We start from the raw sequence: 17,770 nt of genomic DNA, 5'->3' as shown, positions 1-17,770 counted from the left end.
CGGCCCTTTACGGTTCGCGCACTGCGCCCGGTCCGGCGGCCTCGCGCAGGGCGTCGAGCACCGGGCGGATCAGCGGGTGTTCCTCGGCGCCGCGGCGCACGGCCGCGAAGACACGGCGGGTGGGGGCGACACCGTCGACCGGGCGCACCACCACGTCGGTGAGGTCGGTGCCGCGCAGGGCGGAGCGGGGCACGAGGGCTACCCCCGCCCCGGCGCCGACGAGGGCGACGACGGCCCGGAAGTCGTCAGAGATGTGCTCCAGAGTGGGCGCGAATCCGGCGTACTCGCAGGCCAGCACCGTCACGTCATGGCACGGATTGCCGGCGGACTGCCCGATCCACGCGTCCTTGGCGAGGTCGGCGAGCGCCGTCCGCTCGTCGTCGGCGAGCCGGTGACCGCGCGGCAGGACCGCGTCGAACGGCTCCGCGTAGAGCGGTACGCGGGTGACGCGGGCGTCGTCCTCGCCGGGGGCGCCCCGGTACTCGACGGCCACGGCGACGTCCACCTGCCGGTCGAGGACCATGAGCAGGCTCTCGTCGCCCTCGGCGTCGCGCACCCGGACCCGGATGCCGGGCGCCTCGCGCGCGAGGGCGCCGAGAGCCGGGGCGACGACCAGGCCGATGCCGGTGGCGAACGCGGCCAGCGTGACCGTCCCGGCCTCGCCCGAGCCGTACGCCGCCAGCTCCGCCTCGGCGCGCTCCAGCTGGGCCATGACGGCGTTGGCATGGCTCAGCAGGATCTCGCCGGCCGGAGTCAGCCGGGTGCCCCGTGCGTTGCGGTCCACGAGGCGGTGGCCGGTCTCCTGCTCCAGCGCCGCAAGCTGCTGGGAGACGGCCGAGGGGGTGAGATAGAGCGCGGCGGCAGCCGCCGTGACGGTACGGTGGTCGGCCACCGCCCGGAGGATGTGCAGCCGCCGCGCTTCGATCATTCCCCTAGTTTCGCAGGGCGGCGCGCGCGGCGACGAACGCGTCCACAGCCTGGTTCACATCATCCGACGAATGCGCGGCGGAGAGCTGGACCCGGATGCGGGCCTGGCCCTGCGGGACGACCGGGTACGAGAAGCCGATCACGTACACCCCGCGCTCGAGCAGCAGCTCGGCCATCCGGCCCGCCTCGGAGGCGTCGCCGATCATGACGGGGGCGATCGCGTGGTCGCCGGGGAGGATGTCGAAGCCCTCCTCGGTCATCCGGCTGCGGAACAGCGCGGTATTCGCGTTCAGCCGCTCGCGCAGGTCGCCGGCCGACTCCAGCAGGTCGAGCACCTTGAGGGAGGCGGCGGCGATCACCGGGGCGAGGGTGTTGGAGAACAGGTACGGGCGCGAGCGCTGGCGCAGCAGGGCGACGATCTCGGCGCGGGCGGCCACGTAGCCGCCGGAGGCGCCGCCGAGGGCCTTGCCGAGGGTGCCGGTGATGATGTCGACCCGGTCCATGACCCCGTGCAGCTCGGGCGTGCCGCGTCCGCCGGGGCCGACGAAGCCGACGGCGTGCGAGTCGTCGACCATCACCATGGCGTCGTAGCGCTCGGCCAGGTCGCAGATCTCGTCGAGCGGCGCGACGTAGCCGTCCATGGAGAACACGCCGTCGGTGACGATCAGCTTGCGCCGGGCGCCGCCCTCCGTGGCCTCCTTGAGCTGCTGCTCCAGGTCGGCCATGTCGCGGTTGGCGTAGCGGAAGCGGCGGGCCTTGGACAGACGGATGCCGTCGATGATGGAGGCGTGGTTGAGGGCGTCGGAGATCACCGCGTCCTCGGCGCCGAGCAGGGTCTCGAAGACACCGCCGTTGGCGTCGAAACAGGAGGAGTAGAGGATCGTGTCCTCCTGGCCGAGGAACGCCGACAGCCGCGCCTCCAGCTCCTTGTGCACCTCCTGGGTGCCGCAGATGAAGCGGACGGAGGCCATGCCATAGCCCCAGCGGTCCAGGGCGGTGTGGGCGGCGGCCACGACCTCGGGGTGGTCGGCGAGGCCGAGGTAGTTGTTGGCGCAGAAGTTGAGGACCTCGCCGGGGCGGCCGCCGGCGGTGACCTCGACGGTCGCCGACTGCGGGCTGCCGATGACCCGCTCGGGCTTGTGCAGCCCGGCCTGCCGGATCTCGTCGAGGGTGGTGCGGATGTCGTCGCGTACGGAATCGAACATGGTGGAGGCTCCCGGAGGGGTGGTCAGACGGTCCAGTCGAGGATGATCTTGCCGCCCTGGCCGGACGCGGCGTCGTCGAAGGCCGCTTCGAAGTCACGGTAGTCGTAGCGCCCGGTGATCACGGGGGCGAGGTCGAGACCGCCCTCCAGGAGGACCGACATGGCGTACCAGGTCTCGAACATCTCCCGGCCGTAGATGCCCTTGATGGTGATCATCGAGGTGACGATCCGCGACCAGTCGACGGAGAAGTCCTCGCTGGGCAGGCCGAGCATGGCGATCTTGCCGCCGTGGGTCATGTTGGCGACCATGTCGCGCATCGCGTGCGGGTTGCCGGACATCTCCAGGCCGACGTCGAAGCCCTCCTTGAGACCGAGGGTGCGCTGGCCGTCGGCGATGGTCTGCTCGGCGACGTTGAGCGCGAGCGAGACACCCGTCTTGCGGGCGAGGGCCAGGCGCTCCTCGCTGACGTCGGTGATGACGACGTTGCGCGCGCCGGCGTGCTTGGCGACGGCCGCGGCCATGATGCCGATCGGGCCGGCGCCGGTGACCAGCACGTCCTCGCCGACGAGCGGGAAGGACAGCGCGGTGTGCACCGCGTTGCCGAACGGGTCGAAGATCGCGGCGACGTCGAGGTCGACCGGGACCCGGTGCACCCACACGTTGGAGGCGGGCAGCACCACGTACTCGGCGAAGGCGCCGTCGCGGCCCACGCCGAGGCCGACGGTGGCGCGGCACAGGTGACGGCGGCCGGCCAGACAGTTGCGGCACTTGCCGCAGACCAGGTGGCCCTCGCCGCTGACCAGGTCGCCGACCTTGATGTCGTCGGAGACGTCGCGCCCAGTCTCGACGACCTCGCCGACGAACTCGTGGCCGAGGGTGAGCGGGGTGTCGATCGTCTTCTGCGCCCAGCCGTCCCAGGAGCGGATGTGCAGATCGGTGCCGCAGATCCCGGTCCGCTTGACCTTGATCAGGACGTCACCGGGTCCGGTCTCCGGCTCGGGAACGTCCGCGAGCCAGAGTCCCGGTTCCGCCTTCTGCTTGACCAGCGCCTTCAATGTCACGGCTCCCGACGTGCGTGTCCTGTGTTCCCGGGGATCCGGGCACGCGAAAGCGCCAAGATCCCCGGACGCAATCTTCCTTACGCGGGGCCCGCGGTCCATCGAGGATTTCTTAAGCGCCCTCGCAGATCAGCTTCACGCCGCTGGCGGGGCGGGGTCGGGCGTCAACCCGCGAGCCCTTCGAGTACCGCCATGGCCGCGTTGTGTCCGGGCACGCCGCTCACCCCGCCGCCGCGCACGGCGCCGGCGCCGCAGAGCAGGACGTTGGGGTGGCGGGTGCCGACGCCCCAGCGGGCGGCGCCGCGGGCCTCCGCCGCGTCCCCGTCGCCCCCGTCGTCGCCGTACGGGAAGGAGAGATCGCGGTGGAAGATGTGCCCGCCGGGCAGCCGCAGCTCGTTCTCGAGGTCGACGGGGCTCTTGGCCTCGATGCACGGCCGGCCGTCGGCGTCGCGGGCGAGGCAGTCGGTGATCGGCTCGTCGAGGACGGCGTCGAGCTGGGCCAGGGTGGCCTTGAGCAGCTCCTCGCGGGCGCCGTCCGGGTCGTCGGCGAAGAGCCGGGCGGGCGCGTGCAGCCCGAAGAGGGTGAGGGTCTGGTAGCCGCGGGCGGTGGCCTCGGGGCCGAGGATGCTGGGGTCGGTGAGGCTGTGGCAGTAGATCTCGGCCGGCGGGGCGGTGGGCAGCCGGCCGGCGGCGGCCTCGGCGTACGCGGTGGCCAACTGGCCGTATCCCTCGGCGATGTGGAAGGTGCCGGAGAACGCCTCGCGCGGGTCGACGCCACGGTCACGGAGCCGGGGCAGCCGGCTGAGCACCATGTTGACCTTGAGCTGGGCGCCCTCGGCGGGGACGGCCGGGGCCGGGTCGCCGAGCAGCTCGGCGAGGGCCTGCGGGGAGGCGTTCACCAGGGCGTGTTCCGCCTCGACGACGCCTTCGCCGTCGGCGGTGCGGTAGGCGACGGCGACGCGGGTGCCGTCGGTGTCGATACGGGTGACCTCGTGGCCGGTCAGCAGGGTCGCGCCGGCCGCGCGGGCGGCGTCGGCGAGGGCGGTGGTGAGCGCGCCCATGCCGCCCACGGGGACGTCCCAGTCGCCGGTGCCGCCGCCGATGACGTGGTACAGGAAGCAGCGGTTCTGGATCAGCGAGGGATCGTGCGCGTCGGCGAAGGTGCCGATGAGGGCGTCGGTGAGGACGACACCGCGGACCAGGTCGTCGGCGAAGTGCCGTTCGACGGCGGCGCCGATGGGCTGTTCGAAGAGCATCTCCCAGGTCGCGTCGTCGTCGAGGCGGGCGCGCAGGGCCGCGCGGCTCGGCAGCGGTTCGGTGAGGGTCGGGAAGATCCGCCGGGCGGCGCGCGCGGTGCGGCCGTAGAACTCCTGCCAGGCCGCGTACTCGCGCTCGGAGCCGGTGAGCGCGGCGAAGGAGGCGCGGGTGCGCTCCTGGTCGCCGCCGACGAGCAGACCGGTGTCGCGGTACGGCGTGTACGAGGAGACGGAACGTTTCTGCACCGCGAAGCGCAGCCCGAGATCGCGCACGATCTTGTCGGGAAGGAGCGAGACGAGATACGAGTAACGGGACAGCCGCACGTCCACCCCGCTGAACGGCAGGGTCGAGACGGCGGCGCCACCGGTGGTGCCGAGCCGTTCGAGAACGACCACCCGGCGCCCGGCGCGGGCGAGGTAGGCGGCGGCGACCAGGCCGTTGTGTCCACCGCCGACGATGACTGCGTCGTAGGAGCTCTGCGTATCGATCACGCTCCTTGCTAGCACCCCGGAGGCGGGTTCCACCAGGTCTCGGACGCCGGGAGAGTCGCCGGTGGCCCTTCCCCGCCGATGCCGCCCTACGGCGTCGGGACCCGGCCCGCGAGCCAGCGGGCGATCCATGCGGTCAACTCGCGGTGCACGTACCGGCTGTCGTCGGCCACGACCCGCTCCAGATGGCGCAGCACGTTCTCCGAGCGGTCCGGCCGACGCACCGCCAGCACGTCGACACCCCGCTCGCCGGTCGAACACCGCACGTACACGCCGCCGTCGAGCGCCAGCATGCCGAAACCCGGGTGTCCCGCGTGCACACCGAGGAACGCCGTGTCGGCGCCCCGGCCCATGAGGTCCCAGCGCTCCAGGAGCCGGACCCGGGTCCACCGCCACGGGGCACTGCCGCCGTCGTGCTCGTGGCGCAGGGCCGCCCGATGCGTCCGGGTGCCCTGCGGGAGCTGGAGGAGGAACTCGCGCCGGTGGTCGAGAAGCCCCACGGAGACGGCGAGGTCGTACCAGTCCTCGTTGAGCCGTTCCACGAGCCGCGGGGTGTCGTACGCGTGGGAGAACCCGCCGACGATGTCCTCCGTGCCGTATCCGAAACAGAACGGGATCGTGCCCTCCGGCACGGCGTCCGGAATCACCTGGAGACCGGCCCGCCACAGCGGCCTGTATACCTTGCGCTCACGCTCCTGCGTTCCCATCGAACGCTGTTCTATCAGAACGGACGGGACGTCAGTCCCCGGCGCCGCCGCCCAGCCGATCCCGGCAGTGGTTCTCGTCGGCGAGGGCGGCGCGGGTCGCCGGGTGGCCGGGGCCGAGCAGGCGGGTGCGGGTCGCGGTGATGTGGCGGTACTCGGCCAGGGCCTCCGGCCAGCGGCCCAGGTGCCCGAGCGCGATGCCGGCCTCGCGGTGGCTGGCGAGGGTGTCGGGATGGTCCGAGCCGAGCACCCGGGCGCGGCCGGAGCGGACCGTACGGGCCTCGGCCAGCGCGTCGTCCCAGGAGCCGAGCCGCCCCAGGTTGACGCCCAGGCCGTGCCGGGCCCGCAGGGTCTCCGGGTGGTCGGGGCCGTTCGCGCGCGTACGGGCGCCGACGAGGTCGCGGTAGAGCACGGTGGCCTCCTCGGCGCGCCCGAGACGGCCCAGGCAGATGCCGGTCTCGTAACGCGCGGCGAGGGTGTCCGGGTGGTCGTCGCCGAGGACGGCGCGGCGGGCCTCGGCGACCTCGCGGTGCTGGGCGAGCGCGTCCGACCAGCGGCCGAGCCGGCCGAGCGCGTGGCCGATCTCGTGGCGGGTGGCGAGGGTGTCGGGATGGTCGGCGCCGAGCAGCCGGGTGCGGGCGTCGGCGACCTCGCGGGCGGTCGCGTACGCCTCGGTGACGCGACCGATCCGGCCGAGGGTGAAGGCCAGGTTGTGGCGGCAGCGCAGGGTGTCGGGGTGCTCGGCGCCCATGGCGCGTTCGCGGGCGGCGAGCACCGTCTCGTAGACGTCGTGCGCCTCGGCGTGACGGCCGAGTCCGCCGAGGACGTACGCGGACTCCTGGCGGGCCGCCAGGGTGTCGGGGTGATCGCCGCCCAGGGTGCGGGCGCGGCCTTCGGCGACCGCCGCGAACCGGTCCAGGGCGTCGGTGGCGCGGCCGAGGCGGGAGAGCGCGAAGCCGAGTTCGTAGCCGCTGGCGAGGGTGTCGGGGTGGTCGTCGCCGAGGACGTGCGCCCGGTCGCGTACCACCGTGCGGAGCAGATCGGCGGCCTCCGTCCAGCGGCCGAGCCGGCCGAGCCCGAGCCCGGCGCGGTGCCGGCCGGCGAGGACGGCGACGATCTCGGTGGTGGAGGTGCCGGAAGGGGGCGTGCCGGCGGGATTTCCCGGGCCGGCCTGGGTCCAGGCGGTGGTGAGCGTGGCGGCCGGGTCGTGCGCCGGGGCGGCCTGCCCGGCCGGGCTGGAGGCGGCGGGGCGGCCGGGGGCCAGGGTGCGGGCCCACGCGGGCAGCGGGTGGACGGGCGCCGCGGCGGACGGCACGGCGGGGGTGTGGCCGGTCCGGCCGGAGACGAGCCGCCGGCCCAGCTCCGCCGCGTCGGCCGGGCGCGCCTCCGGCGCCTTGGCGAGCAGGTCGAGGACGGCCAGGTCCAGATAGCCGGGCAGTTCGGGGCGGCGGCTGCGCAGCGGGGCGGGGATGGTGTCGCGGTGCCCGATGAGGATCGCCCAGGTGTCGTCCATGTCGAACGGGGGCAGGCCGGTGGCCACTTCGTAGAGCACACAGCCGAGGGAGTACAGGTCGCTGCGGTGGTCGACCTCGCCGCCCCCGCCGATCTGCTCGGGCGACATGTAGTGCGGGGTGCCCATGGCGATGCCGGTGCCGGTGAGGCGGGAGGTGAAGTCCATGTCGGCGCCGAGCCGCGCGATGCCGAAGTCGCAGATCTTCACGGTGCCGTCGGTGAGCCGCATGATGTTGGCGGGCTTGAGGTCGCGGTGCACGACGCCCTGACGGTGGGTGTAGGCGAGGGCGTCGGCGACCTGCTCGGCGATGTCGACGACCTCGCCGACCGGCAGCGGCCGCTTGCCGTTGTCGGTCATCAGCTGGCTGAGGTTGCGCCCGTCGAGGAGCTCCATCACGAGGAAGAGGCAGCCGTCGGACTCGCCGAAGTCGTGGACGACGGTGATGCCGCGGTGCTGGAGCGCGGCGGCCACCCGGGCCTCGCGCCGGAAGCGCTCGCGCAGGACGGCGAGATGGGCTGGGTCGCGCTGCTGGCCGAGCGGCCGCAGGCACTTGACGGCGACGCGCCGCTCCAGCGACTCGTCGGTGGCCCGCCACACCTCGCCCATGCCGCCGCGGCCGATCACTTCCTGCAGCCGGTACCGGCCCTGGATCAGCCTGGTGTCCGTCTCCGCCATCGCGTGCTGTCGCCCCCGAGTACCCCGTCGTCGTGCCGCTCCCTCCCCGGCCCGTCCAGTATGGCGGCACCGGTCCGCAGACTGTACGACATGAGCCGGGTGTCCGGTCCGGGCCGGTCCACGCACGTCCGATATGCCGCCGGGGAAGCCGCGGCACGTCGGACGGGGTCGCGGTGGCGGGCACGGCGGTGACGGTCGCGGATGGTCCCGGACGGGGCGTACGGGCCGGGTGTACGGCGCAGGGGGCGTACGGGGGCCGGGAGTCGTGCGCGGGCACGGCCACGCGCCGTCGGATCGCCTCGCGCGCGGGGCGCGGCGCCGGGGCACGAAGCGCCGCACAGTCGGCGGAGCCCTCGCCTCCGGACAGCCCGGCGCCGGGGCCGATCGGTGCGGCGCGGGGAGCGGTACGGCACGCCCTCTTGTCAGCCGGGGTCCGGACTTCCAAGAATGCACATGACAAAGACAGCTCTTCGAACGCACCGTCACCAGAGGGGAACCCCCACATGAACAAGCCTCTCGCCGGCACGCTGCTCGCCCTCGTCCTGGCAGGAGCGACGACGGCCCCGGCCATGGCGTCCGCCCCGCGGGACGGAAGCGCCCCGGCCAAGGCCACGCCCGCCGCCGTCGACTTCGCGGGAACGGTCGCGCTCAGCAACTGTTCCGGCTCGGTCGTCCGCACCCCCGCCTCCCTGTCGACCGACCCCGCGCTCGTCCTCTCGAACGGTCACTGCCTGGAGACCGGCATGCCGGCGGCCGGGCAGGTCGTCAAGGACCGGGCGTCCAGCCGCACCTTCTCCCTGCTCAACTCGGCGGGCTCCAGTGTCGGCACGCTCCAGGCGAGCAAGATCGCGTACGCCACGATGACCGACACGGACGTCTCGGTCTACCAGCTCACCAAGACGTACGCGCAGATCCAGAGCCAGTACGGGATCAGCGCGCTCACCCTCAACGACGTCCGGCCGGCCCAGGGTTCGTCGATCAAGGTGGTGTCCGGGTACTGGAAGCGGACCTACAGCTGCAACGTCGACGGGTTCGCGTACCGCCTCAAGGAGGGCGGGTGGACCTGGAAGGATTCGGTCCGCTACACCTCGTCCTGCAACACCATCGGCGGTACCTCCGGCTCGCCGGTGATCGACACGACCACCGGCAAGGTCGTCGCCGTCAACAACACGGGCAACGAGAGCGGCGGCAGCTGCACCGTGAACAACCCGTGCGAGGTCGACGAGAACGGCACCGTCACGGTCCGCCAGGGCATCAACTACGCCCAGCAGACGTACACGATGATCCCGTGCATCGGCCCCGGGAACGTGTTCGACCTGAACCGGGCCGGCTGCACCCTGCCCAAGCCGTAACGGGACGGCGGCGCGGGCCGGCGGCGACCCGCGCCGCCACCACGAGAGGGCCGGACGAGGCGGCCGGGCGACGTGCCCTGGATCCTCGCCCAGCACCGGCGGATCGCCGGGGTCCGCGGGGTGGAGCCGCAGTCCCGGATCCGGTACGACGACGGCGACGCCGTACGCCGCGCGGGCCTGTCGGGGCTCCCGGTCACCCGCCATCAGGTGCGCTGGAGCCGTACGGTCCCGCTCGCCACCCACCTGGCGAACATCGGGACCCGCTCGGGTCAGGCGCCGGCATCACGTCGGACACCGGCGTCGGGTCGCACACCGGGGTCGGGTCCGCTGCTCAGAGGGGCAGGAGCCGACGGCGCAGCAGGCAGAACTCGTTCCCCTCCGGGTCGGCGAGCACATGCCAGTGCGCGTCCTCGCCCTGGCCGATGTCGACCTTCCGCGCGCCGAGCGCGAGCAGCCGCTCCAGCTCGGCGTCCTGGTCGCGGTCGGTCGCGTTGACGTCGAAGTGCAGCCGGAGCTTCCCGGTGGTCGGGGTGTCCACGGGCAGGAAGACAAGGGTGGGCTGCGGGCCTCCGAACCCGGGGTCGGCCGGGCCGATCTCGATGACTCCGCCCTCCTCCCGGTCGAGTTCCACGAAGCCGAGGACCTCGCTCCAGAAGGTGGCGAGTCGTTCGGGGTCGGCGCTGTCGATGACGATTTCACTGATGCGGCATGCCATGCCGTCACTGTAAAACGATCATCCAAGTCACGCTCGGAATAATGCGGTTGCGTGGCCGGGAACCGCCCGGCCCGTGGGCGATGTCGTGTCTCACCGCCCCGGGTGCGTCGTCGGCGGGGAGGCAGGGCGGGTCCGGTCGTACGGGGAGGGGCGCCGGTCCGGACGGGCCTCCAAGCGGGCGCGGGCCGCCTCGTGACGTCCGGCGGCGGTCAGCGCGTACAGCAGCGTCTCCTCGACCACCTCGCGCTGGACGTCACTCCCGCCGACCGTGCGCACGGCGGGAAGGATCCGTTCCAGTTCGTCGGCGGCCTCGGCCCAGCGTTCCTCGACGGCGTACTCCAGGGCGTCGCAGAGCGGTGCGATCACCTGGCGCCGCACTCCGCCGGAGCCCCGGGCGTGGGCGTGCAGTCGGCGCAGCCCCGGCACGCTGTCCGCGGCGGCGAAGGCGAGCGCCGCGTGGAGGGCGAGGAACGCGGTGGGCGGGCGTTCCAGGAGGTCGGGCGGCACCGCTTCGAGTACGTCGTCGACCGACGAGACGGGCTGTCGGCCGCCGGCCAGCCGGATCCGCCAGGCGAGGGAGCACGTGTCGATCAGGGCTCCGGCCCCGCGTACCTGGGTGGGCGCCAGTCGGGTGGCCCACCGGCGGCGGACCGCGGCCTCGTCTCCGAGTGCCAGGTCGTGCAGGGCGGCGTGCCAGGCGAAGTGGCCGCGGTGCGCGCCGCCGTACTCCGGCCGGCTGCCGAGCCACTGGTCGACGCGCTCACGGCCCGCCTGGTGCCGGCCGCGGGCGTAGTCGGCGTGGGCGAGCGCGTGCAGGGCGTTCCCCGACGCCGGTTCGGCCGCCAGGGCCTGCTCGGCGAGCGAGGCCGCCTCCTCGTACCGCCCCTCCTCCTGACGCAGGAAGGCGAGGAGGGAGGTGGGGAACCAGTGTTCCTGGTGGGCGGCCCGGGTCTGTTCCAGCACCCGCAGGACGGCGGAGCCGCCCCGGTCGTGCACGCCGGAGAACGCGAGGCCCGGCACGGTGGCGGCGAGCGCCAGCAGGTCGCCGGGCCAGTCGTCCAGATGCCGCAGGAGGGCCTTGTCCGCGCCGGTGCCCTCGATCCGGCAGGCGACGGCCTCGACCCAGGAGAGTTCGCGCGCGTCGGCACGGTCCCGGGCCGCGCGCCGGGCTCCGGCGAGGGCGCCGAGGGCGTCGGCCCCGCACTCGTGGTCGAGCAGGGCGAGGGCGCCGTGGGCGAGCGCGAAGCCGGGGTCGAGTGCCGCGGCGCGGCGGAACGCGGACGCGGCACCGGCCCGCACCGTCAACAGCCGGTCCAGGCCCAGGCGGTAGGCCGCGGCGGCCTCGTCGTGGGTGCTGAGCGCGAGCCCCGAGCCGTCGCACGGCCGCTTCCGGACGAGGTGCGGGGCAGGGGTCAGGGTGGCGAGGTGGTCGAGTACCGCGGTGGCGACGGCTTCGGCCTGGACCCGGATCTCGGGGACCGCGGTGGTCTCCCACAGTTCACCGCGGCGCGGCGCGCCGAGCGTCCACAGCGGTCGTACGGCTCGTCCGCCGGCGTCGCGCAGCCGGCCCTCGTCGGTGGCCACGCCCATGCCGAGCGGGCCGGGCACCGCGCCGCCCGTGTCGAGCAGCCCCCGCCACAGCGGGTCGGCCGAATCCCTCAGCAGTGGATCCGGGCCGGTGCAGTTCACCACCCAGCCCACGGACAGCTCCCGTGTGCCACCGTCCCCGGCCAGGGCGACGGTGACGGTGACCGGCCCGAACCGCCCGATCCGGCCGACCCGCGCGTCCGGGCCGGTGCGGACGGCGGTGATCCGTCCCGCGTACGGCCGGAGGCGCCGCATCCGGCACATCCGCGCGACCGCCTCGGCGGTGGCGGGAGGCATCCGGTGCCGGTGCACGTTCCACAGTGAACTGTCCTGCTCCAGGAACGCGGCCCGCTCCTCGACGGACAGCGCGCCCCACAACCGCGCGGTGAGGGGACGCAGTCCGTCGAAGGCGGGGCGCCAGTCCCCGTGGGTGCGCAGGACCTGGCCGATGTGCCGGCGGATCCCGGCCCGCAGCCCGGTCAGGGGCAGTCCGTGCAGGTCTTCCGGGCAGGCCACGGCGGGCAGAGGGGTCAGCGCGTGGGGCTGCGGCAGGCGTCCGCCGCGCGAGAGCGCGTGCACCGTACGGCCGGGGCGGCCCAGGCGCAGCGCGACGTCGACCGCGGTCAGCCCGGTGCCGACCAGGAGCACGTCGTCCGTCCGCCCCTCGGCCAGGAGCGGGTCCAGGGCGCCGGGAGCCCAGGGGTCGACGATGAGGCGGTCGCTCTCGCGGAGCGCGGGTGCGGCCCAGCCGGCGGCGGACGAGGGGTTCGGCCCGGTCGCGAGGACGACGCCGTCGGCGTCCACCGTGCCGCCGTCGGCGAGCTCCAGCCGTGCTGTCGGCCCGCGCCAGCGGAGGCCGGCGGCGCGGGTGCGCAGCCTGCGGACGGTGACGGTGCCATGGGCCTCCACGATGGCCCGGCCCAGCGTGTCGGCCAGGTAGGAGCCGTACCGGTGCCGGGCGACGAAGTCGGCGGCCGACGCCTCCGTACCGCCGTGTCCGCGCAGCCAGCGCAGGAAGTGGCCGGGGTCGTCCGGGTGGCAACTCATATGACCGGCGGGGACGTTCAGGAGGTGGCGCGGATCCGTGGTGGCGTAGGCGGTGCCGCGGCCGGCCTCCGGCGCCGGGTCGATCAGGACGAGGTCGAGGGCGGATCGGCGGCGGACAGCCGTCCCGCAGAGCTGGAGGGCGACCAGGGCGCCCGCCGCGCCCGCCCCCACCACGGCGACGGTCCGGCGCGGCGGTGACGCGCGGTGCCCTTGCATGGACAAGCCTCCTGTCGGATGCGGTGCGGGGCCGGCGCCGCGGACGGGGCACGTCCGGGGCGACGGCCCGCGAGGGTCAGGCCGGAGCCGCCGATGCCGTGCCCGAGGGGCGCACCGTCGGCGCCATGAGGAGCCAGCACACGGCCATGCCGGCGGTGGAGAACCAGCCGACGGCGTGCCAACCCCAGTGTTCCACCCCGGCGTTGAACAGCGGAGGGCCCAGCAGCGAACCGAGGCTGCCGCCTTGGGTCACGATGCCGTTGGCCAGCCCGAGATCCCCGGACTCGGCGGCGAGCCGGGGAACCGAGGCGAGGATCAGCCCCACCATGACGCCGTTGAGCCCGGAGATGGTGGCGGCCCCCGCGATGAAGAGGACGGTCCCGACGCCGGCCCGGAACGCCACCCAGGCGGCGATCACGACGAGGAACGAGCCGAGGGCCACCGGGCGGACATCCTGTTTGCGGTGCATGAGCCAGCCGATGAGGAAGCCGCCGCCGACGCTGACAAGGGAGATGAACCCGGCCGTGGCCCCGGCATCCGCCCGGCTGTAGCCCAGCTCGCGCTGGAGGAAGATCGGGATCAGCACGAAGACGGCCACCGTGACCAGGGAGACCATGCAGAAGCCGAGGGCCAGGAGCACCACCAGGGGCCGGTTGCCAGGCCGGGCCGTACGGTGTTTCGCCGACGGCCGCGGAGTGGCCGGGGCCAGCGTGCCGAGCCGGGTGAACGTCAGGACGGTGGCCGGCAGCGCGGTGAGCGCGGCCATGACGAACATCCAGCCCCGCCAGTCCGTCACCGAACCGACCGCGCCGCCGAGCGCCGTGCTCAGCGCCAGCCCCACGGGGACGAAGGTGCCCCACAGGGCCAGCGCGGGACCGCGGTCGCGGGGTGCGGACAGCCGGACGATCAGGGTGGGGCAGGCGATGACCACCATGAGGTAGCCGATGCCTTCCGCCGCGCGCAGCGGCAGCAGGGCGCCCAGGCCGGGCGCCAGTCCGCCACCCGCGCCCGCCGCCGCCACGCACCACAGCCCGGTCAGCAGGGTGCCGCGCATGGACCGCCGGCCCAGCCACAGCCCGGCCGGGGTGCCGAGCAGGGCGGAGATCCCCGTGATGGCGGAGACGACCCAGCCGACCTGTCCCAGCGAAATCTCCAGGTCGTCCTGGAGTTGCACGGCGAAAACGTCGAATTTGCCCAGTCCCATGGCCGCGATGACGCCTGCCGCGTAGACGAGGGCGAGGGGCAGCCGGCGGGTGGACTCCACAGGGTCGGGCCCGGTGCCGGATCCGTTGTGCGCGTCGCGGAGCTCTGACATCTTGGGTACCTCCTCCACGAGTGGTACGTCGCTGGATGCGCTGCTCTCCGGTCCGGCTCAGCGCACGCCCAGGCCCGCCGACGCCGGTGCCCCGGGGGCGTGGGTGGGGCCGCTGACCCGGTGGGCCGTCATGGAGATGCCGTCGGCGGACAGGGCGCGGGCGATCTCGGGGTCGCCGTAGGAGGCCAGACCGGCGTCGGTGAGGATCTGCAAGTCGGTGGAATGGAGGGGAAGTTCACCGATCCTGGCCTGCCGGACGGCTCCGACGTTGTGGCCTTCGAACCCTTCCGGCACCCGGTACGGGCGGTCTGCGAGGAAGCCGAACAGCAGGAGGTGATAGGGGCCTTGCTCCCAGGTTCCGGTGAACTCGTAGACGGCGAAGGGGGAGCACGCGGACACGTGGCACCCGGTCTCCTCGGCCGTCTCCCGGACGGCCGCCGCCGCGAGGCCCTCACCCGGTTCGACGCCGCCGCCCGGAAGCAGCCAGTTGCCGGCGTAGGGGCCCTTGAGCTGGTGCACGAAGGTGACGGTGCCGTCCGGTCCGGGGAGGACCATGAGCGCCACGGGCAGGATCCGGGAGAAGCGATCGGTCACGGTGCGGCGCCCTTCGGGGATCTCGGCGTCTGGATCAGTATTCGACGGGACGGCCCACGGGCGGAATGACGAGCGCGAGGCCGATCCGCTCGCCCTCGATTCTGCCTTTGCGATAGTACGGCTCATGGTGCGTGATGAACCCGTACGTCGCCAAGGCCTGTGGCACGTCGCCGAGTTCGGGACCACAGATGACCAGCTTGGATCGCACGTCGAACTTCATCGCCTCGCAAACGAGTTCGAGACTGGGCCGCTCCGTCTCGATGAGGGCGACGAACTCCCCGCGCGCCCGTACCGAGTAGCGGACATCGGTCACCGGGTGACCCTGGACCCTCAGATGGGCGTACAGGAGGTACTCGTTCTGGAAGCTCATGAGGGTGAGCCCGGACTCGGCGCCCGCGACGATGCTGGGGAACGGCGCGCCGGGCCGGGCGGCGACGCCGGTGATGTCGAGGACGTTCCCCTGGCGTTCCTCGACGTAGTACCCCTTGAACTCGCCGAACGGGCCCTCCGTCTCGTTCGCGTGGCCGACCAGGCCGGTGAGGACGTGCGTGGCGTCGGCGGGGACCGGAGGCGACCCGCCCACCCGGACGTCCGCGCGGAGGAGGCGTGAGGCGATCTGGTAGTCGTCCCCGGTCGCGGGCAGCCGGGTCGCCGCCACCACGGCGTACGAGGGGTCGGCGCCCAGGAAGACGGAGATCGGCATGGGCCGGCCCACGGCCCGCCATTCCAGGAGGTTGCGGTGGGCGTCGGTGCGGGGGTCGAGGAAGATCCGGGCGCGGTACGCCGAGACCACCTGGACGCAGTAGAAGCCGAGGTTGACGGCCGAGCCGTCCGGCCGGGTCGTGACGCCGATGCCGGCGGTGACGTACCGGCCGCCGTCGCCGGGGCGGTGCTGGAGCACGGGCAGGGCATGCAGCCCGTCGAGCTCCCGCCGGGCCGGGGCGCCGGTCGTGCCGGCGGCCGCCTCGGGGGCCGCGTCCGCCCGTACCCGGAACGGCTCGCCGGACAACCGGGCGGCCAGTTCCGGCAGATGCGCGCCCTCGGCCGTGCCCAGGGCGGCGAGCAGGACGGAGCGGGGATACGGGTGGCCCAGGACGCGGCTACCGGGCCGGTCGGTGAGGTGGGTGAAGACCGTGGTGGGTCTCGTCCCCAGCCGGTGCTCCAGCCCGGCCAGTGTCCGGGCCGCCTCGATCACCGTGCCGACCGGGCGGTCGTACCGGTAGAGCCCGGTGGCGGCGTAGTACGGGGGCAGCCCGACCTCGGCCGGGTCCACGGGTACCAGCCCGCTGTCCGCGAGCGCCGGAGGGGACGGCGGGGAGGGGGCGGGACGCGGGATCACGCCCCGCCCTCCGGGAGGGGCAGCGGCCGGGCGCCCGCCGTCCGGCCCCAGCCCTCCTCCCACGGGAAGACGATCCAGTCGTCGATGACCGCCGGGCAGTGGTCGGGGCGGTAGTCCGCACGATGGTTGCGGACCAGTGCGGCGAAGCGCAGGTCCCGCCCGGCCACGCCGAGTCCGAGCAGATGGGCGCGGACGGCCTCCGCGGTGGCGCCGGTGCCGACGATGTCGTCCACGACGAGGACCTTCGTGCCCGCACCGACACCCGGCAGCTCCGCGGCCTCCAGCTCCGGAGCCCGCTTGGCCGCGTACTGGCCGTCGTCGCGGGTCCGGCGCACCCGCACCGTACGCAGGACGGGCGCGTCGAGGACGCAGGTCAGATAGCTCGCGGCGGGCAGGCCGCCGCGTGCCACGCCGAGGACGACGTCGGGGGCGAACCCCGCGGCCCTGACGCCGGCGGCGATCCGTTCGAGCATCCTGCCGAGGGTCTCCCAGCTCAGTTCGTACGGGCCTCGCCGGGTCCACATGCCGGGCACCTCGCCGGGCGCTTGGTCGGGGACGGCCGCGGGGGCCGGCTCACGCACGCTCATCCCTCCACCGCCCGGGCCACGTGATCGATGGCGATGTGCGCGGTCCGTTCGCGGGCGTGCGGTCCGTTCTCGCTCCGGCCCGCCGCGGTGACCTGGATGAACTCGGCCCGCTCCCGGAACTCGTCGAGGTTCGTGGCGCCCGAGTAGCTCAGCGCGGACTGCACTCCCCCGGTCAGCTGGCGCAGGGTCGTGGCGAGCGGGCCGGTGGCGGGGAAGGTGGCCTCCACCCCTTCGGGCACGTAGTCGTCGACCTCCTGCCGGGTGACGGGCAGTCCGGCGGCCCGGCGCAGGGTCAGTTCCATCCCGAGGGAGACGAAGCCGTTGCTGGTCTTGTAGCGGCGGCCGTCCTTCTCCACCGGCTGCGCCTCGCTCTCGTCGGCTCCCGCCAGCAGGCTGCCGAGCATCACGGCGCGGGCCCCGGCCGCCAGGGACTTGGCGATGTCCCCGGCCTGGCGGATCCCGCCGTCGGCGATCACCCCGACCCCGTACCGGGCCGCCTCGGCGGCGCAGTCGAGGACGGCGGTGAGCTGGGGGACACCGGTGCCGGCGACCAGCCGGGTGGTGCACACGCCGCCCGGGCCGATCCCCACCTTGACCAGATCCGCACCGGCCGAGACGAGGTCCCGGGTGCCGGCGGCGGTCGCGACGTTGCCCGCCATCAGCGGGACGCCGGGGTACGCCTTGCGCAGGGTGGTGACCGCGGACAGCACCTGGTCGCTGTGGCCGTGGGCGACGTCGATCACCAGCAGGTCGGCCCCGTGGTCGACGAGCCGGGCCGCGCGTTCCCGCCAGTCCCCGGTGACGCCGACGGCCACGCCGGCGAACAGCCGGCCGTCGGCGGAGCGGGTCGCCCGCGGTCCGGCGTCCTCCGTCTCGCCTCCGGTCGGCTCGGCTTTGACCAGCTGGAGGTGCGCGAGCTGCTGGTCGATCGTCTGCATGCGGTGGAGGACGCCCAGGCCGCCGCATCGGGCCATGGCGGCGGCCATCCGGCCACCGGTGCACCACTGGGTGTTGGCGGACACGACGGGAGCCGCCGGCGTGAGGCCGGGGAGGAGCTCGGTGGTCAGGTCGGCGTGCCGGCGGCTGCGGAGCGCGGTGCGCTGGGGCACGAGCAGGACGTCGTCGAAGCTGAGGCCGGTTCGCCGCGGACGGGAGATGCGCACGTGGGATTCGGTTCCTTCCTGCGGGGCG

14 protein-coding genes are annotated in these 17,770 nt (G+C 74.0%); 1 reads left to right on the top strand and 13 read right to left on the bottom strand.

The features are described 5' to 3' along the window. Positions 1–7: 7 nt before the first annotated feature. The 6 genes from ABZ693_RS20460 to ABZ693_RS20435 all read right to left on the bottom strand — a co-directional run bounded on the left by ABZ693_RS20460 (position 8) and on the right by ABZ693_RS20435 (position 7,827). Positions 8–928 (bottom strand): LysR family transcriptional regulator, encoded by a 921-nt coding sequence (locus ABZ693_RS20460; RefSeq protein ID WP_359879046.1) that lies wholly within the window; start codon positions 926–928, stop codon positions 8–10. A 4-nt stretch (positions 929–932) separates the two neighbouring features. Then, positions 933–2,132, bottom strand: coding sequence for a glycine C-acetyltransferase (locus tag ABZ693_RS20455; protein WP_359879043.1), 1,200 nt, complete (start codon positions 2,130–2,132; stop codon positions 933–935). A gap of 23 nt (positions 2,133–2,155) precedes the next feature. Further along, complete coding sequence (tdh, locus tag ABZ693_RS20450) at positions 2,156–3,187, bottom strand: L-threonine 3-dehydrogenase (RefSeq protein ID WP_359879134.1); 1,032 nt, start codon at positions 3,185–3,187, stop codon at positions 2,156–2,158. 167 nt (positions 3,188–3,354) lie between these two features. Next, on the bottom strand, positions 3,355–4,938 hold the full coding sequence (locus tag ABZ693_RS20445) for a phytoene desaturase family protein (RefSeq protein ID WP_435842482.1): 1,584 nt from the start codon (positions 4,936–4,938) through the stop codon (positions 3,355–3,357). A gap of 86 nt (positions 4,939–5,024) precedes the next feature. Beyond that, entirely contained in the window at positions 5,025–5,642 is a 618-nt protein-coding gene (locus ABZ693_RS20440; RefSeq protein WP_359879041.1) for a hypothetical protein, read from the bottom strand. Between the two features lie 31 nt (positions 5,643–5,673). Then, complete coding sequence (locus ABZ693_RS20435) at positions 5,674–7,827, bottom strand: serine/threonine-protein kinase (RefSeq protein ID WP_359879039.1); 2,154 nt, start codon at positions 7,825–7,827, stop codon at positions 5,674–5,676. Between the two features lie 503 nt (positions 7,828–8,330). On the opposite strand from ABZ693_RS20435, the gene ABZ693_RS20430 reads away from it, so the two are divergent. Next, entirely contained in the window at positions 8,331–9,179 is an 849-nt protein-coding gene (locus ABZ693_RS20430) for a S1 family peptidase (protein WP_359879038.1), read from the top strand. A gap of 331 nt (positions 9,180–9,510) precedes the next feature. On the opposite strand, the gene ABZ693_RS20420 is transcribed toward ABZ693_RS20430, so the two are convergent. The 7 genes from ABZ693_RS20420 to guaB form a co-directional block, all read right to left on the bottom strand. Further along, positions 9,511–9,894: a VOC family protein gene (locus tag ABZ693_RS20420; protein ID WP_359879035.1), complete on the bottom strand. Its 384-nt coding sequence runs from the start codon at positions 9,892–9,894 to the stop codon at positions 9,511–9,513. A 90-nt stretch (positions 9,895–9,984) separates the two neighbouring features. Next, on the bottom strand, positions 9,985–12,744 hold the full coding sequence (locus ABZ693_RS20415) for an FAD/NAD(P)-binding protein (RefSeq protein ID WP_359879033.1): 2,760 nt from the start codon (positions 12,742–12,744) through the stop codon (positions 9,985–9,987). Positions 12,745–12,820: 76 nt separating this feature from the next. Beyond that, the gene (locus ABZ693_RS20410) at positions 12,821–14,059 is read right to left on the bottom strand and encodes an MFS transporter (protein ID WP_359879031.1); all 1,239 of its coding nucleotides are present in this window, start codon (positions 14,057–14,059) and stop codon (positions 12,821–12,823) included. Positions 14,060–14,116: 57 nt separating this feature from the next. Beyond that, positions 14,117–14,653 carry an NUDIX hydrolase gene (locus tag ABZ693_RS20405; protein ID WP_359879028.1) on the bottom strand — a complete coding sequence of 179 codons (537 nt, stop codon included), beginning with the start codon at positions 14,651–14,653 and terminating at the stop codon, positions 14,117–14,119. Positions 14,654–14,687: 34 nt separating this feature from the next. Then, on the bottom strand, positions 14,688–15,992 hold the full coding sequence (locus ABZ693_RS20400) for a UbiD family decarboxylase (protein ID WP_359879026.1): 1,305 nt from the start codon (positions 15,990–15,992) through the stop codon (positions 14,688–14,690). Then, positions 15,989–16,573 carry a phosphoribosyltransferase gene (locus ABZ693_RS20395; protein WP_359879023.1) on the bottom strand — a complete coding sequence of 195 codons (585 nt, stop codon included), beginning with the start codon at positions 16,571–16,573 and terminating at the stop codon, positions 15,989–15,991. The genes ABZ693_RS20400 and ABZ693_RS20395 overlap by 4 nt, the downstream gene beginning before the upstream one ends. Before the next feature lie 2 nt (positions 16,574–16,575). Continuing rightward, complete coding sequence (gene guaB / locus ABZ693_RS20390) at positions 16,576–17,742, bottom strand: IMP dehydrogenase (protein ID WP_359879020.1); 1,167 nt, start codon at positions 17,740–17,742, stop codon at positions 16,576–16,578. Between the last annotated feature and the right edge of the window lie 28 nt (positions 17,743–17,770).

Origin of the sequence: Streptomyces laurentii, assembly GCF_040635425.1 — a bacterium.
Taxonomy (GTDB): Bacteria; Actinomycetota; Actinomycetes; order Streptomycetales; family Streptomycetaceae; genus Streptomyces; species Streptomyces laurentii.
This window is presented reverse-complemented; position numbering and strand designations above follow the sequence as displayed.

Excerpts from the sequence above, each read along its gene's own strand:
- ABZ693_RS20420 (WP_359879035.1), bottom strand. The coding sequence starts at position 9,894 with ATGGCATGCCGCATCAGTGAAATCGTCATCGACAGCGCCGACCCCGAA.
- ABZ693_RS20430 (WP_359879038.1), top strand. The coding sequence starts at position 8,331 with ATGAACAAGCCTCTCGCCGGCACGCTGCTCGCCCTCGTCCTGGCAGGA.
- ABZ693_RS20435 (WP_359879039.1), bottom strand. The coding sequence starts at position 7,827 with ATGGCGGAGACGGACACCAGGCTGATCCAGGGCCGGTACCGGCTGCAG.
- ABZ693_RS20440 (WP_359879041.1), bottom strand. The coding sequence starts at position 5,642 with ATGGGAACGCAGGAGCGTGAGCGCAAGGTATACAGGCCGCTGTGGCGG.
- ABZ693_RS20410 (WP_359879031.1), bottom strand. The coding sequence starts at position 14,059 with ATGTCAGAGCTCCGCGACGCGCACAACGGATCCGGCACCGGGCCCGAC.
- ABZ693_RS20415 (WP_359879033.1), bottom strand. The coding sequence starts at position 12,744 with ATGCAAGGGCACCGCGCGTCACCGCCGCGCCGGACCGTCGCCGTGGTG.
- ABZ693_RS20460 (WP_359879046.1), bottom strand. The coding sequence starts at position 928 with ATGATCGAAGCGCGGCGGCTGCACATCCTCCGGGCGGTGGCCGACCAC.
- ABZ693_RS20455 (WP_359879043.1), bottom strand. The coding sequence starts at position 2,132 with ATGTTCGATTCCGTACGCGACGACATCCGCACCACCCTCGACGAGATC.